Source organism: Chryseobacterium sp. Y16C (assembly GCF_022488405.1).
GTDB classification, from domain to species: Bacteria; Bacteroidota; Bacteroidia; order Flavobacteriales; family Weeksellaceae; genus Chryseobacterium; species Chryseobacterium geocarposphaerae.
The window spans coordinates 1,008,641-1,024,129 of record NZ_CP092711.1; the positions used below are offsets into that span (position 1 = coordinate 1,008,641).

Here is a 15,489-nt window from a genome sequence, read left to right on the forward strand (position 1 = left end):
ATGAAAATACTCAGAAAAGCAATTCTGCCATTTACTATCCTTCCTTTAAAACATGTATATGCTCAAAAGAGAGACAGTATTCCTTTAAAAGTGAGAGCATTTGTAGCCTACAAATTTCCGCAAACAAGAGATTTTAACCTTGAGTTTACTCAGACTACACCTTATAAATTTTCTTCTGCGTTACAAGGAAACGATTTACCGGAAAATAAAATGAAAGAATTTTATCAGGTAAAAGCAAATGCCAATATCTATTTTATTAAAAGTAAAAGCTGGTTATTAAGTACTTCCTTAAACTACCGCTATACTTCGATGGATATGGAAAATTCAATTTTAAATTATCCTCAAAAAAAAGATTTTCATTACCATTCGGAAGGAATTAATGCAAGTTATTATTCTAAACTCTTTAATAAAATCGCCGTATACTCCGCCTCAGTTTCAGTCGACGGAAGTGATCAGCATTTTGAAAGAATTCGTGGGATTGTAACAGGAACTCTAATTTTAAAAGTCAATCAGAAAACAAAAATGACAGTAGGAATTGCTGCTTTCATCGATCCTAGCTCACAAGTTCCGGCTCTTCCTATTTTTACTTATGAGCATAAATTTGAGAACGGCTGGATGGCAGATATTCTTTTACCTAAAAAAGTCCTGATCAGAAAAAATATGTTTTCCAATGGAAGAATTTCTTTTGGAACTGAAATGGATAATACTTCTTTTTACCACTACTTATCAGGAAAAACCTATGAATACAGACAGGTGGAAGTTAATTCAGGAGCTATATATGAACATAATTTAGGCGGAAATTTTATCGGCACTTTAAAAACTGGAATCAGAGCGACACCTAATGCAAGAGTTTTCGAAAAGCAGGAATCTTTTAAAGATTATATTTTTGAAGCCAAATACAAAACTTCATTCTATTTCAATATCGGTGTATCTTATAATCCTTTTGGAAAGCCCAGAACTAAATAAACAGTTTCCTATTCAATAGTATAACTTGTTGATATTTAATCTTTAGTCTACCCATTTCGGTAGACTTTTTTATTTTATTAAAACTTTATCATCCTATCATTTTTTGAAACGTAAGAAGCAAAATAAATTCATCATCGAGTGATAAAAATTATTAGTCTTTGCATAATATTACCAACTGTTAACATTGCGAATCTCCAAACAACCAATATCAAAATATTAATAATTTCACATTTTTTTGAGAATAATATAATTAAAAATAATATTAAAAATATAAAAAACGTGCTATAAAACGAATCTAAAAACCATCAAAAGACACTGAAAATTAACATAAAATACTGATAAACATCATTATAATTTAATTTATATTCCCATATAATTGCCGTAATATTGCAAATGTAAAATTGATAATAAAAAGTCAAATAATTAAAAATAAAACAAATGGTAACTTACATCGGAATTGCAACATGTTTAATAGTATTCTCATCTTACTTCATGACCGTTAGAAAAGAAGGGAATTAATTAAATCTTATATAAGAATAAGTATCTTATAGAGCAGATTTACTAATTGTATTGTTATATGTTTTCAATCTCAAAGATTGTTCGCTCTTTTACTCAACAGAGTAAAAGGGCAAAAAAAACATAATGTAAGAAAAAATCAACGCAACAAATTTTAATTTTTATAATAGCCGATAGGGTCGAACTTTATGTTCGGCTTTTTTGCTTTATATGGTTTAGATATTTATGTTTGCTTTTAGATAAATCCAAAATCTAATGATACAGGAAATTGAAATCCTTCAAAATACTATTTTCCAACCATTACACTTAAATATTTCACAGATTCATCCAGATTCAGAATGTGAGGAATATTTGGGCTATAATTTTCAAGTCGGTCAATTTCACATAAAATTCAGGAAAGCAAAGATCACCCCTAAAAAAACAGGACAATTTGTAACCCTATGGAAAAGAAATTTCGAACCCCGGGAGACAGAACCTTTTGAAATTGAAGATCATTTTGATTTTTGTATCATTTTAACAGAATTCAGTAACCAATTGGGACTTTTTCTCTTTCCCAAAAATATTTTGTGTGAAAAACACATTATAACCACTCCATCAAAACCGGGAAAACGAGGCTTTAGAATTTATCCGGATTGGGATATACCAACCAACAAACAAGCCGAGAAAACACAAGATTGGCAGACTTCCTACTTCATTAACATCACAGAAGGTAACTTCTTCGAAAAATTCAGCACGATTTTACAGACTCCGTTCATCTAAAAAACAGCTTTAAGTTTTATCTTTGTAGAGATTTACTTTCTACATTTAAAGTGATTGTAACCCAAATTATCTGTTAAAAAATTTAAACGAAATGAACCTGTACAACCTTATTATTCAAGATAAAGAAGAAGTAACCCTGGATGATGTTTTTCTTGATCCTCAAAACAAGGAGCAGATTGTGCAGCTTATCAAAGAAAATACCTATTCTAAAGAATTACAGGAATATGGACTCCCGGTAAACAATAAAGTTCTTCTGGAAGGGAATTCCGGCTGCGGAAAGACCATGACTGCAAAAGCAGTTGCTAATGCTTTGGGGAAAAGTATTATCATTCTTAATTTAAGCAATATTGTTTCCTCCAGAATCGGAGAGACTTCACAGAATATTAAAATGATCTTTGATAAAGCTGCTCGTGAAAGATCGGTTCTTTTTCTTGATGAGCTTGATCAGATAGGAAAAGCAAGAGGAAGCGATGATAAAGATGTCGGAGAAATGAGACGACTGGTGAACACACTGATTCAACTGATCGATTATTATCCCGAAAACGCGCTTTTGCTATGTGCTACCAATCATCCTGAAATTATTGATACGGCTTTGATCAGACGTTTTCAGCTGAAAATCAATTACACAATGCCTTCTAATGATTTTCTGGATCAGTTTTATGATGTTTTATTATCAAAATTTCCGGAAGATGTAAGAACACTTGAACGTAAATACGGGATTTCTTTTGCAGAGGCGAAGGATTATACTTTTACGGTAGTTAAAGGGAACTTGATTAGAAAATTGGAAGGAAAGCATGAAATTCAACTATAAAATATATTGCCTATTATTTTTTATCAGTCGAAATTATAATTCCTATATCTTAATAATTAACAAAAGAAGTTAAGAACTTGCTTCGCTCGCAATGACAAATTAAAAATCCCCCTCATTACTGAAAGGGATTCATCGTAAAATTTGTATAATATGAATAATTAACTTTATTTATTTCATTTCACAACAACTTTAAAATTGCTGTTCAGATTTTCTCCTGAAACATTCAATATATAATTTCCGGACGCTTTTATATAAGAAATATTGAGATTAAAAACTCCATCTTTACCGGATTTTATTTTTTCTTTAATCACCACTTTTCCTGTCATATCAATTAAGGTAGCAGTAAGATCTGATCTTTTATACTCAGGAAGATTAATGAAAATCTGATCTTTTACAGGGTTCGGATAGACAGTTCCTACATTTTTACTGATGCTGAATTCGTCATTTTGCAACACATTTTGATTATACAAAGCGGTTATTTCAGACGGGGATAATGCATAATTGTACATTTTAAGCTCATCAAATGCACCTTTGTAAGGAGCCGGAGCATTGGCGGTCGATAAAAATTCCAGCTCTCCGATGTTTCCGATGATAAAATCACTTGTTTCACCAATACCTGTAACCGCTGTTTCATCTCCTTCAGCTGATAAAACACCATTGGTATAAATTCTCATTTTATGGGCTGCAATATCCCTCATGATCACGACATGCACCCAATTTCCTGTAAAATAATTGGCAATGGGTGATGTAATTTCTTTTTTCGTGATATCATCATCGATTGCATATCGCAGCTGACCTCCTTTTATCTCTACATTAAAACGTTTTCCTGTAGCACCAGTTGTTGTATTTTTAGTAAATGATCCTTTACATAATACATAAAGACTTGTTGAAGACGACGATGGGATCATGGTTGTCGGAGCCTTCATCCAGAAAGAAACGGTAAAAGAATTATTATTAAAGAAAATCTGATCCTGATGAGGAATGCTCGCTATATAGGTATTAGGAGCAGTCGCCAGATCAAGAGCAAAGTTTTCTTTTCCCGGAACCCTTACATTAGAATTATCATAAGCCACATTTAATGTTCCATGATTCGCGTAAGGTGAAATATCTGTAATCTGTTCTCCGGATAAAGGCAATTCTGAAAACGGCCAGTTTCCTACAAGACTTGGTGTTAACGCTCGGAAACTCCACACATCTCCAGTTACAGAACCAAGAGCATTGGAAGCATCTATTCTCCAGTAATAATCTGTTCCTGTATTTAAGTTCGTTAATTGATATGATGGAGTCGCACTATAAGCTACAGTACCGATGTTACTTAAGCTTTGAGGATTTGTTCCAAAGTAAACTGAATAGGTTGTGGTATTTGAGCTTCCATTCCATTTTAAAAGAAGATTTCCACTACTAAGTTCTACATTATTATTGCCATTTGTAGGGTTTGGACTGGTTGGTTTTGTAGGTGCTGAAGGAACTGGCGGTGTCGTTACAGATGCATTTGAAGTATACACAGAAGATTCCGTAGCGCTGATCGCTTTCACTCTATAATAATATTGTGTATTGGGTGTTAAACCTGATTCGTTATAACTTACCGTATTGGCAGGAAGCGTTGCAATCACTGTAAAATTAGTTCCGTCATTTGAACGCTCTAAAACATAATTGGTTTCATTAGTCGCATTGTCACTCCAGTTTACCGTTAAAGAGCTTGAAGCCGGAGTTCCTGTCGTGGCTACATTGGTAAAATTTAGATTTGTCGGCGGAATAATAAAGTCAGGTGCAGGTGTATTATGTAAGCCATTAATATATACCTCAATATTCAGGTAAGGAGCATGGGTTGTACTTACTGCTAAAGCATCAAAAACATTCGGATTCAACCCATTCGCAATTTCCCATGCATCCGGCATTCCGTCGTTATCCGTATCTAAAGGAGCCGGAGCACCATATACATGACCTGCTCCACCATTAGTGAAACCAAATTGAGTGGTTAAATCCGTTTGCACATAAACATAAGTCGCCGTTGTTCCTTTTGACATCAGATCCGAAATCATAAGCTGATCTACCTGATCACGTCTGGGATAAGATGCTCCAGCGCTTGCGATAATGTTATCATATGCGGTTTGAGCCGTTACCGTTGTATTTTTCATTGGATAATCATACGGAGCGGTCTGTATTGCCGCCACATCTCCTACAGGATATCCGGTTAAATTCTGAGGAACTAAAGTTCCGTCTAACACTCCGTTTCTGTTATTATCAAAATAATTTCCGGAGCCATATAAGTTAAAGTTGGCGTTTCCCACGCTGAACGGCGTTGTAACCGTAGTACTTGTATTAGGGCCTCCGATGAAATAATTGTTGATAATATTAGCATACGAAGGTCCCGCAGAGTCTCCGCCCATGATATAAGCTTCTCCGGATTGTGTATGCCCATAGATATTTCCATAGTTACCCCAGTTGTAAACCACATTATTAACAAACTCGTTGATTCCTTTTATCTTATTATTCCGAGTCTTATTACAGATATATAAATTTCCGATCAAACTTATTTTTCCTCCGGGAGGTGGCTGCATCAATCCACCTGCTGAATGATTATGACGGTGCATTCCCTGTCCGATAATAGAATTCTGAATGGTTATATTATCAGGACTCGTACCGTTGCCGTCCCAGTTAACAGAAAAAACCTCATCCGTTCCCCATGTAAAGGTCATATGATCCAAAATGATATTAGCTCCATTAGCAATCCCTGATGCGTCCTGATTTTGAGCAGTTCCTCCATAGCGAAGCCGAAGATACCTTGCAATCGTATTATTGGCTCCGGTAAATGATACTCTTGGTCCCAGGAATACAATTCCTTCTCCGGGAGCTGTTTGTCCCGCAATCGTTGTATTAGCAGCCACAGCAACCACCGATTGTAAATTCACAATACCTCCGACTCTAAAGATTACAAATCGGCCGGGCTGACTTACCGCATCACGGAATGAACCGGGCCCACTGTCATTTAAATTAGTAACCAGATAAATCTGAGGATTGGCAGCACCTCTGGCTCCCGTAGTATATCTACCAAAACCTGTGGCTTCCGGAAAGGCCAATGTCTGAGCATTCAGATCTAAAGTAGAAAATGTTAACCCGCAAAACAGTGAAGCTGTAAGAGTTTGCTTAGTGAGTAATGGTTTTTTCATAGGATTAATTTTGTGTTAACTAATCTAAACACAAACGTAAACACTGGCATCCTGTTGCATCCTGCTATAAACTATGTATCAATCAATTACAATTCAAATCATAATTTTAACACTGAGTAAAAAATGCTTCAATACATTGAAATCATTTGATATAGAGATGAATTTCCTAATATTTAATATATAAACTTTAAAATTTACACTTAATCGATCTATTGTCTAAGTCAAAATTTATTTAATTTTAGAAAGTATAAATATTCTGCTGAATAAATAGAAGCCCCTAAACCATGCTATTAAAAAAATAACATCTATGAAAAATATTTACTTATTATTTTTTTTATCATTTTTCTTTATGAATTGTGCACAGGAAAAAGATTCAAATATTAATAATAAAAATAACGACAATGAAATATTTGAAATCTCAAAATTTGACGAATATGATATTTCAATGTTAAGATTAATTGTCACACCAGAAAAATATCACAATAAAACAGTTCAGATTATAGGATATTTAAATCTTGAGTTTGAAGGTAATGCAATATATTTTCATAAAGAAGATTATGAAAATGGTTCTTCAAGAAATGGAATGTGGGTTTCTTTTAATGATGAATTTGCGAAGAAGAAAGACTTACAAAAGTTCACTAAAAAATATGTTATAATTGTTGGAAAATTTGACATGAACACAAAAGGTCATATGGGAATGTTTGGGGGATCAATAAAAAATATTACTAGACTTGACGAGTGGAAATAAAATTCTATAATATACTTTAGTATTAATTAAATATTATGAAGAAAGCACATCTACCAGTATACATAATAATAAAATACAAAGTATTTATTTGTTTTACCGTGATTATTTTAAACAGCTGCCATTCAATACAACAACAAATTGTTGGAACATGGAGGTTATCTGCAATAATCAAAAGTAATGATCCGTATGCAACTCGCTCATCCTTAGTTCCACAAAAAATCAAAAGTAATACCATCATAAATTTTAAAAAAAATGGCACATTCACTTCTAATGGAGAATATTGTTTTGACGGGATTAAAAGAGAAGAACCTTCTTCCGGAAAATTTTATATAAAAAATTATAATCGAACAGACAAAATATTTACACTCGAATCCAGCAAATGTCCCGGAATTGGAAGCAACCTTCATTTTACTTTAAGGGATAAAAAAATAGAATTAAATCTTCCATCCGTTACTGGTTATCAAATTCAAATTTTTGAAAAACAACAGTAAAGAACGAATTATTACAGTAGTATTACAAACAAGAATCCCTCTCAGTGATGAGAGGGATTTTTGTATATTTAAAAAACTTTAATTACATATAAGCTTCAATCGGCTCACAAGTACAAACTAAGTTTCTGTCTCCGTAAGCTTCATCCACTCTTGAAACAGAGGCAAAGAATTTGTGGTCTCTCACCCATTCTAACGGATAAGCCGCTTTTTCTCTGCTGTATGGTTTATCCCAAGAATCAGAAATCACGACCTGCTCTGTGTGAGGAGCATTTTTCAATACGTTATTTACAGCATCAGCTTCTCCATTAGCAATTTCTTCAATCTCTTGTTTAATGGCAATTAGAGCTTCTGCAAAACGATCGATTTCTGCTTTGCTTTCAGATTCAGTCGGCTCAATCATTAATGTTCCTGCTACCGGGAAAGATACTGTTGGAGCGTGGAATCCGTAATCCATTAATCTTTTTGCAACATCAGCAACTTCAATTCCTAAATACTTGAACTGTCTGAAATCTACGATACATTCGTGAGCCACTTTTCCGTTTTCGTTTGAATATAAAATCGGGAAATGCTCAGCTAAAATTTCTTTCAGATAATTAGCATTTAAGATCGCATGCTCTGTTGCTTTTTTCAATCCTGAAGTTCCAAGCATTTTAATATAAGCATAAGAAATATTCAAGATTAATCCTGAACCGTAAGGTGCTGCAGAAATACCGTCGATAGCATCTTTAGACCCGATTCTGATATTGGCGTTGGAAGGTAAGAAAGGAACCAAATGTTTAGCCACGCAGATCGGACCAACTCCAGGACCTCCACCTCCGTGAGGAATTGCGAAAGTTTTATGTAAGTTTAAGTGACAAACGTCTGCTCCGATGTTTCCAGGACTTGTATATCCTACCTGAGCATTCATGTTAGCACCATCCATATATACCTGTCCTCCGTGCTGGTGGATCAATGCTGTGATTTCTTTAATGTTGGCATCGAAGAATCCATAAGTTGACGGATACGTGATCATTACACAAGAAAGATTTTCAGAATGCTGTTCTGCTTTAGCTTTTAAATCTTCAAAATCAATTTCTCCGTTTTCAAGGTTTTTAACCACAACAATCTTCATTCCTGCCATTGCTGCAGAAGCCGGGTTTGTTCCGTGTGCAGACTGAGGAATCAATACTACATTTCTGTGACCTTCACCTCTTGAGATGTGATATTCTCTGATTACCATCAATCCTGCATATTCTCCCTGAGCTCCTGAATTTGGCTGAAGAGAAGTACCTGCAAAACCAGTGATTTCTGCTAAGTCTTTCTCCAGTTCACGGATCATTTCCTGGTAACCCGCTGCCTGATTTACCGGTACAAAAGGGTGAATTGCTCCCCAGTTTTCCCAAGAAAGCGGTAACATTTGGGTTGCTGCGTTAAGTTTCATTGTACAAGAGCCTAAAGAAATCATTGAATGTGTCAACGATAGATCTTTTCTTTCCAGACGCTTGATGTAACGCATCAATTCTGTTTCCGTATGGTATTTATTAAATACTTCTTCCGTAAGAATTTCGTCTTTTCTTAAATTCTCTTCAGGAATACTGTATCCTTCTTTAATTTCTAATTTGAAAGTCTGCTTATCTTTAAACTGAGCAAAAGAAGCCATTAGAATATTTAATTTATCTAATGTTGTACTTTCGTTGATTGCGATGCTCACAACTCCTTCTGTAAAGTAGTTAAGATTTAATCTGTGATCAAGCATCATTCTCATCAATCTTCCTTTCTCATCTTCATTCATCGTTATTTTTACCGTATCAAATATCGGCTCTTCAACGATTTCATATCCTAAAGCTTTCAAACCTCCTTTCAAAGCATTTGCTTTAAAATGAATCTGGTCAGCGATATAATTTAATCCTTTCGGACCGTGATAAACAGCATACATTCCGGCCATTACAGCTAGTAAAACCTGTGCTGTACAGATGTTTGAAGTTGCTTTTTCTCTCTTGATATGCTGCTCTCTGGTTTGTAAAGCCATTCTTAGGGCACGTCTTCCGTACATGTCCTGAGAAACCCCGATGATTCTTCCAGGAATATCTCTTTTATACTCTTCTCTGCAAGAGAAAAATGCTGCGTGAGGACCACCGTATCCTAATGGAATACCAAATCTTTGTGTTGTTCCAACTGCACAGTCAGCCCCCATTGAAGCCGGAGATTTTAATTTTACCAAAGCCATCGGATCACAAGCTACAACCACCTGAAGATCTAATTTCTTATAGTCAACAATGTTCTCTGTATAATCTAGAACAATACCGTTTTTACCAGGATATTGTAATAAAACTCCATAATAAGAGCTGTCAAACTCATGGGTTTTGTGGTCACCTTCTACGATTTCAATCTCTAAACCTTCAGCTTTTGTTTTTAATACTGAAATGGTTTGAGGTAAAACAAGATCAGAAACAAAGAATTTGTTCGCACCTGCTTTTTTCTGATCTTTAGTTCTGTTATTGAAAAACATATGCATTGCTTCTGCAGCAGCCGTAGATTCATCCAATAATGAAGCATTTGCCAAAGCAAAACCTGTAAGATCACACACAACAGTCTGGAAATTAAGAAGAGCTTCCAATCTTCCCTGAGCAATTTCTGCCTGATAAGGAGTATACGCTGTATACCAACTTGGATTCTCAAAAATATTTCTCTGAATTGCTGATGGCAACAATGTATTGTGATACCCAAAACCGATATAGCTTGTATAATCAGTATTTTTTGATGCCAACTCTTTAGAGTGGTTAAGCATTTCGTATTCTGAAAGCGGTTCTGAGATTTCAAGATCTTTTTCTAAACGGATAGAAGAAGGAATGGTTTGAGAAATTAACTCTTCGATACTTGAAACGCCAACTTTTTCCAACATCGCCTGTCTATCGGCTTCATTTAAGGAAATGTGACGGCTCACAAACTGTTCTGTATTCATTTTTATTTATTAGATTTTGTTTGTAAAAAAGATGGGTAAAATTACGAATTTTTGGAAAATTGTACAAGTAAGTCGAAAACCTAACCGAATTGCAAAATAAATCTATCTTATTCAATATTAACAACATTTCATTATATTTTACATCATAAAAACAGTTAAAGTACCTGTTAATATTAAATTAACATTATTTTTAAAAACTTCAGATTCTTGTAAAAAGAAAAGATTTTAGTTGAAAATTTCATTTTCATTGTTCACAAATGATTTTAGGCCAATATTTTTTAATTTTATACTTCAAAGCATTCCCTAAAAGCATTTAAATAACTAACAATCAACACAATAATATTTTAACAAATTTTATTATCTATATTTATTCTAAATTAATATATTTGCAACATGAATATGATTGTCCCATTCAAAGTTGCACCTTTAGCTCCAGCTTTTTCTATCAATACTGAAGAAATGTATTGTGGCGATAAGAAATCTTGCTGCAAAAAATTTAAAAAAGGAAAAAGATGTAAAAAGTGCCCGGGAAGAAAGAAAATGGCTTAAGGGCTACAAGCTTTTTATTAAAAAATAAATCGCCAAAATCAGCAGTAAAATCCCCGCGATTATTCTTATAATTTTTGGCTGACCATGCGGGTTTGCAACGGTTCTCGGTTGCGACCTGAATAATTCTTCTGCTTTATCTTTGAATTTTTCCGTATCGTTTTCAAACATTTCAGTAATGGTAATACCCTGAACTGCCGTTTTATGCAACAGGGAATTGGTTGCATGAAGCAAGATCTGAAATTTTCCGTCTTTGAATTCAGTAATTTTAAAAACTCTCTCTCCATACGGTTTTTCCAAGCCAAAAGGTAAAACCTTTACCACATCAGCATTTTGAGTCTGCCAATTGATAATAATCTCCTCTCCTTTTTTTGCATGAATTTTATTTGCCGTAAACGTTTTAATGGAAGGCGGAACATTGTATCTGAAGCTTTTCTGATGGCTTTCTAAATTCTGGTCATAGGAATGTCTTCTGCTTTTGTCGCTTAATGTTTCATAAGCTTCCTGAATTTCACGAAAACGGTCTGCAAAGAAATCGTCGTTCTCATTTTTATCAGGATGATATTTTAAAGATAATTTTCTATAAGCCTTTTTGATGTCCTCTTCTGAAGCATCGTAGGAAACACCGAGAAAATAGTAGTAATCTTTCATTGAACTCTACAAAAATAAGAATTTTGTTATTGCGAGCAAAGCGTGGTGTTAAATTACATAGTTTCAATAAAACGCTTTAAAATTCCCCTTCTTTGAAGGGGGTGGATTTTTGCGAAGCAAAAAGATGGGGTAGTTTATTATATTAGGACATAAATTTGTTACATACGTCTTAAAACCACCCCGTCAAAAATTCTTACGAACTTTTGACACCCCTCCATTGGAGGGGAATTGGTCATGTATAAAAAAGTTCCGGCGCAGGAAGCGAAGCTTCCCGCGCCGGAACTAACAATTTCATTTAGTTACTTTCTATATTATGCTTCCACAATATTTTCTTTTTTCTCAAAACCCCTGTGATGGCATCTTGAAGCAAATTCTTTCTTGAATTTTCCTTTCAGCTCCTGATATTCTTCTTCATTCATTTCTCTGATTTTATCTGCTAATCCGAAAGGAGATTTTTCTTTGATTCCGTATTCTTCAAAAATACCTTTTACAAATCTTTTTCTTTGGATCGCTTTTTTAGCGATTATGGCAACTCCGGCAACCGCTAATGCTCCCAAAGCTCCTTTTAATACTGAATTTTTCATTTTTTCAAAATTTTAAATTTTACTACTTTGTTTTTTATATAGACGAATAAATTTTTAATTTTACTTTACTACTTCTAAAATTTAATTATTCGTTTGTTCTATTATGTCTGTTGAAGAAACCGCCTTCACATTTGTTTCTCCATACTTCTTTGAATTTTTCTCTTTCTTCGGGAGATAAATGCATCATTTTTTCTCTCATTTTTCTTTCCTTAAAATCTTTCATCCCTTTTCCGAAATGGAAGCCTCCGAAAAGTATCTTACTTAAAATCAATATTCCCATTGCCTGCCAATATGTTATTGATTTTGCTCCCAAAATCTCCGGAAGAAGACAGTTCCACAGAGCCATGACAATCCAAGTGACTCCTAAAAAAATCAACGGGGGACATAGAATTAAAAAAATCCACCCTTTTTTATGTTTATGATTCATATCTTTCTTTTTACTAACTATTTAAATCTTCGTATAATTTTCTCAATCTGTTTCTCAAATGCTTTACGGCATAGTTTTTCCGACTGATAATTGTTTTTATGTTTTCGCCGTGTTCATCAGCAATTTCCTGGAGTGTTTTGTCGTTGAGTTCGTTTTCTACGTAAACCAGTCTTTGTTTTTCAGGCAATTCTTCCAACGCTTCAAAAAGCTTTTTCCAGATTTCATCCTGAAACATTTTCACTTCGGGTCCGGCGCTTTCATCCATCAATAAAATATCTTTGATGGAAAAGTCTCCGTCTTCATCTTCATAAACGAAATCTTCTAAATTTTCGGTTTTCTTTTTTCGGTATTTGTCTGTGATTTTATTAGCCGTAACCCTGTACAACCAACCGCCGACATTCACAATCTCAGACAAGTTCGTGAGACTACTGAACTGATACCACACTTCCTGCAGAATATCTTCCGCATCTTCCGTATTTTTCACTTTCGGACGAATATAAGACATCAGCTTTCCTCCGTACTTTGAAACGGTTTGCGAGATGATATTTTCCTTCTCCTTCTGTGGCATTATTACTTTTTCGACAACCTCCATATTGCTATGACGATTGAAATTTTTGTTTTACTTTAATAAATTTAAAATATTTTTTGGAATTTCCAATTTTTCTTTTATTCATCGGATTTAAAAACAGTTTGTTTTATATTGAAATCTGAAAACAAAAAAACGGAAAGTGAAAAATCACCCTCCGTTTCATTTATATAAAGTATTAGTTTTTATTTGTTGAAATTCTCGGCAAAGAAACCAAGCATGGATTTATATAGCTCCAGCCTGTTTGGTTCTTTTCCAAATCCGTGTCCTTCATCATATTTTACCATATAAGGTACTTCAAAACCTTTGTTTCTTAAAGCTTTTACAATCTGGTCTGATTCATTGATATTGACTCTCGGGTCATTGGCTCCCTGAACAACAAATAACGGCTTCTTGATTTTATCGATCTGGAAAACAGGGGAAACTTCTTTGGCGATTTTTGCCTCTTCAGGATTATCAAGATCATACCAGATCTGTTTTACCATTTCTTTATAAGGTTTCCAATATTCAGGGAAAGAATCGAAGAAGGTAAAGATGTTGGAAACTCCAACATAATCAACACCGCAAGAATATAAATCCGGAGTTTTAATCAGCCCCATTAAAGTTGCGTAACCGCCATGGCTTCCACCATAAATAGCCACTTTATCTTTATCTGCCCAACCCTGCTGAATAACATATTTTACACCATCTTCTACATCATCCATAGCTTTTCTTCCGATTTGTTTGTATCCTGAAGTCTGGAATTCTTTTCCATATCCACCCGAGATTCTGAAATTCACCTGCAAAGTTGCATATCCTCTGCTTGCAAATAATTGAGTTTCCGGGTTGAATCCCCAACTATCTCTGATTCCCTGCGGACCACCGTGAGGATTTACAATTAACGGAACTTTTTGACCTTGTAAAGCTGCTTTGGGTAATGTGATATATCCGTGAATCGTCAAACCGTCACGGCTTTTAAATTCAATCGGTCTCATTTCTGCCATATCTTCTTCTTTCAGCTGTGGCATTAGATCGAAAAGAAGTTTTAAGCTTTTTGATTTGGTATCGTACTCGTAGTATTTCCCGTACAATTTATCGCTGCTTACGACTACCAGAAGTTTATTTTCGTTATCATCTGAAGAAACAACGTAATATTGTTTGTCTCCAAATTCTGATTTCAGCTTTGCATATACTTCTTTGTAAAATGCGCTTACAGGAATCACCTCATCTTTAATTCCGTTATAACTAATATAGTCCAGTTCGTAATTCCTGTTTTTTTCAGCGGTACTTATTGAACTTACATCGAATGTCGGATTTGAATATACTTCTTTAATGATCACATTTTTCTTTAAATCATATAAAACGATTCTTGCCTTATCACTGTCCAAATTGGTCACCACATAAGCCTCATCCTTGTTTTTGGAATTATAATTAAAACTAATCACACTGAAAGTATCTTTCCAGTCGGTTGATTTTAAAAGATTAAATTTCTCCGTTTGTAAATCTTTATAGTACGTTTTTGTCGTTAAACCATTTTCAAGAACAGTGTAGCCTCTCAAATTTCCGTCCTTATCAAAAAGATAGTCATCTATAGGACTTTTAGTATCCTTATTTTCATACAGCTGGGTTATCTCCCCTGTCTTGAAATTGATTTTATAGGGTTCAAAGATCTGTTTGTTGTTTTTATTCATTGTTACAACAACAAAATCAGTGTCCTTAATTAACCTGACAGTACCTAAAGTAATTCCTTCAAAAGGTGTTAAATCTTTAAGGTTTTTACCATCAATATCTGCCGCATACAAATGAATATTTTCATTTCCTCCTTTATCCTGAGTATAGAAGAGACGGCTTTTATTGAGCCAGCCATAGCTCCTGATAAGATCTTCTTTTTCAACAAGCGCTTTTGTAATTTTTCCTGTTTTTAAATCTTTTACATACACATGATTTTTCATGTCTTTATCTTTCTCTTTGTAAGAAAGGTATTGTCCGTCCGGAGAAATTTTAAACTGTGAAGCTTTAGGTCTTGCAAAATAATCTTCAACCTTGTATTTAAAGTTTCCTTTATCATAAGAAATAAGCTTTTCTAAAGTGGCCTTGGAAGATACTAATGTAGGATCACCGGGTAATTTTGCGGTCGAGCTTTGTGCATTAATCATAATCGTAGATATTATAATGTGAGCGGTGGTTAGGATTTTGTGATTGAGGTTCATAACTTATATTTTGGTTAGGTTTATGATATTCATTGTGCATACAAATAAATATCTAAACAATAAGACAGTTAAACTGATCAAAAAGTTACATATTTTTCAAATAT

At 34.3% G+C, this 15,489-nt stretch carries 13 protein-coding genes; 6 read left to right on the forward strand and 7 right to left on the reverse strand.

The genetic code is table 11. The features are described from left to right. The 3 genes from MKS83_RS04340 to MKS83_RS04350 all read left to right on the forward strand — a co-directional run bounded on the left by MKS83_RS04340 (nucleotide 1) and on the right by MKS83_RS04350 (nucleotide 3,052). A complete protein-coding gene (locus tag MKS83_RS04340; RefSeq protein ID WP_240582120.1) occupies nucleotides 1-966 on the forward strand; it encodes a hypothetical protein in 966 nt (321 codons plus the stop codon). A gap of 771 nt (nucleotides 967-1,737) precedes the next feature. After that, complete coding sequence (locus MKS83_RS04345) at nucleotides 1,738-2,241, forward strand: MepB family protein (protein WP_240582121.1); 504 nt, start codon at nucleotides 1,738-1,740, stop codon at nucleotides 2,239-2,241. Nucleotides 2,242-2,332: 91 nt separating this feature from the next. Next, nucleotides 2,333-3,052, forward strand: a complete 720-nt coding sequence (locus MKS83_RS04350; RefSeq protein WP_240582122.1) for an AAA family ATPase — start codon at nucleotides 2,333-2,335, stop codon at nucleotides 3,050-3,052. Nucleotides 3,053-3,225: 173 nt separating this feature from the next. Here the strand turns inward: MKS83_RS04350 and MKS83_RS04355 are convergent, their stop codons facing one another. Beyond that, the gene (locus MKS83_RS04355; protein WP_240582123.1) at nucleotides 3,226-6,222 is read right to left on the reverse strand and encodes a LamG-like jellyroll fold domain-containing protein; all 2,997 of its coding nucleotides are present in this window, start codon (nucleotides 6,220-6,222) and stop codon (nucleotides 3,226-3,228) included. A 307-nt stretch (nucleotides 6,223-6,529) separates the two neighbouring features. On the opposite strand from MKS83_RS04355, the gene MKS83_RS04360 reads away from it, so the two are divergent. Both MKS83_RS04360 and MKS83_RS04365 read left to right on the forward strand, forming a co-directional pair. Beyond that, nucleotides 6,530-6,970: a hypothetical protein gene (locus MKS83_RS04360; protein WP_240582124.1), complete on the forward strand. Its 441-nt coding sequence runs from the start codon at nucleotides 6,530-6,532 to the stop codon at nucleotides 6,968-6,970. Between the two features lie 35 nt (nucleotides 6,971-7,005). After that, nucleotides 7,006-7,461: a lipocalin family protein gene (locus tag MKS83_RS04365; RefSeq protein ID WP_240582125.1), complete on the forward strand. Its 456-nt coding sequence runs from the start codon at nucleotides 7,006-7,008 to the stop codon at nucleotides 7,459-7,461. 82 nt (nucleotides 7,462-7,543) lie between these two features. Here MKS83_RS04365 and gcvP read toward each other — a convergent pair whose 3' ends face one another. After that, nucleotides 7,544-10,402 (reverse strand): aminomethyl-transferring glycine dehydrogenase, encoded by a 2,859-nt coding sequence (gene gcvP / locus MKS83_RS04370; RefSeq protein ID WP_240582126.1) that lies wholly within the window; start codon nucleotides 10,400-10,402, stop codon nucleotides 7,544-7,546. A gap of 393 nt (nucleotides 10,403-10,795) precedes the next feature. Between gcvP and MKS83_RS04375 the strand changes: the two genes are divergently transcribed. Further along, nucleotides 10,796-10,951, forward strand: coding sequence for a hypothetical protein (locus MKS83_RS04375; RefSeq protein ID WP_240582127.1), 156 nt, complete (start codon nucleotides 10,796-10,798; stop codon nucleotides 10,949-10,951). Nucleotides 10,952-10,954: 3 nt separating this feature from the next. On the opposite strand, the gene MKS83_RS04380 is transcribed toward MKS83_RS04375, so the two are convergent. From MKS83_RS04380 to MKS83_RS04400, 5 genes are all read right to left on the reverse strand, one after another. Further along, on the reverse strand, nucleotides 10,955-11,599 hold the full coding sequence (locus MKS83_RS04380; protein WP_240582128.1) for a J domain-containing protein: 645 nt from the start codon (nucleotides 11,597-11,599) through the stop codon (nucleotides 10,955-10,957). A gap of 311 nt (nucleotides 11,600-11,910) precedes the next feature. Next, nucleotides 11,911-12,183 carry a hypothetical protein gene (locus MKS83_RS04385; RefSeq protein WP_240582129.1) on the reverse strand — a complete coding sequence of 91 codons (273 nt, stop codon included), beginning with the start codon at nucleotides 12,181-12,183 and terminating at the stop codon, nucleotides 11,911-11,913. Between the two features lie 85 nt (nucleotides 12,184-12,268). Further along, the gene (locus MKS83_RS04390) at nucleotides 12,269-12,610 is read right to left on the reverse strand and encodes a hypothetical protein (RefSeq protein WP_240582130.1); all 342 of its coding nucleotides are present in this window, start codon (nucleotides 12,608-12,610) and stop codon (nucleotides 12,269-12,271) included. 13 nt (nucleotides 12,611-12,623) lie between these two features. Beyond that, on the reverse strand, nucleotides 12,624-13,178 hold the full coding sequence (locus MKS83_RS04395) for an RNA polymerase sigma factor (protein ID WP_225689370.1): 555 nt from the start codon (nucleotides 13,176-13,178) through the stop codon (nucleotides 12,624-12,626). 203 nt (nucleotides 13,179-13,381) lie between these two features. Further along, a complete protein-coding gene (locus tag MKS83_RS04400) occupies nucleotides 13,382-15,385 on the reverse strand; it encodes an alpha/beta hydrolase family protein (protein ID WP_240582131.1) in 2,004 nt (667 codons plus the stop codon). Between the last annotated feature and the right edge of the window lie 104 nt (nucleotides 15,386-15,489).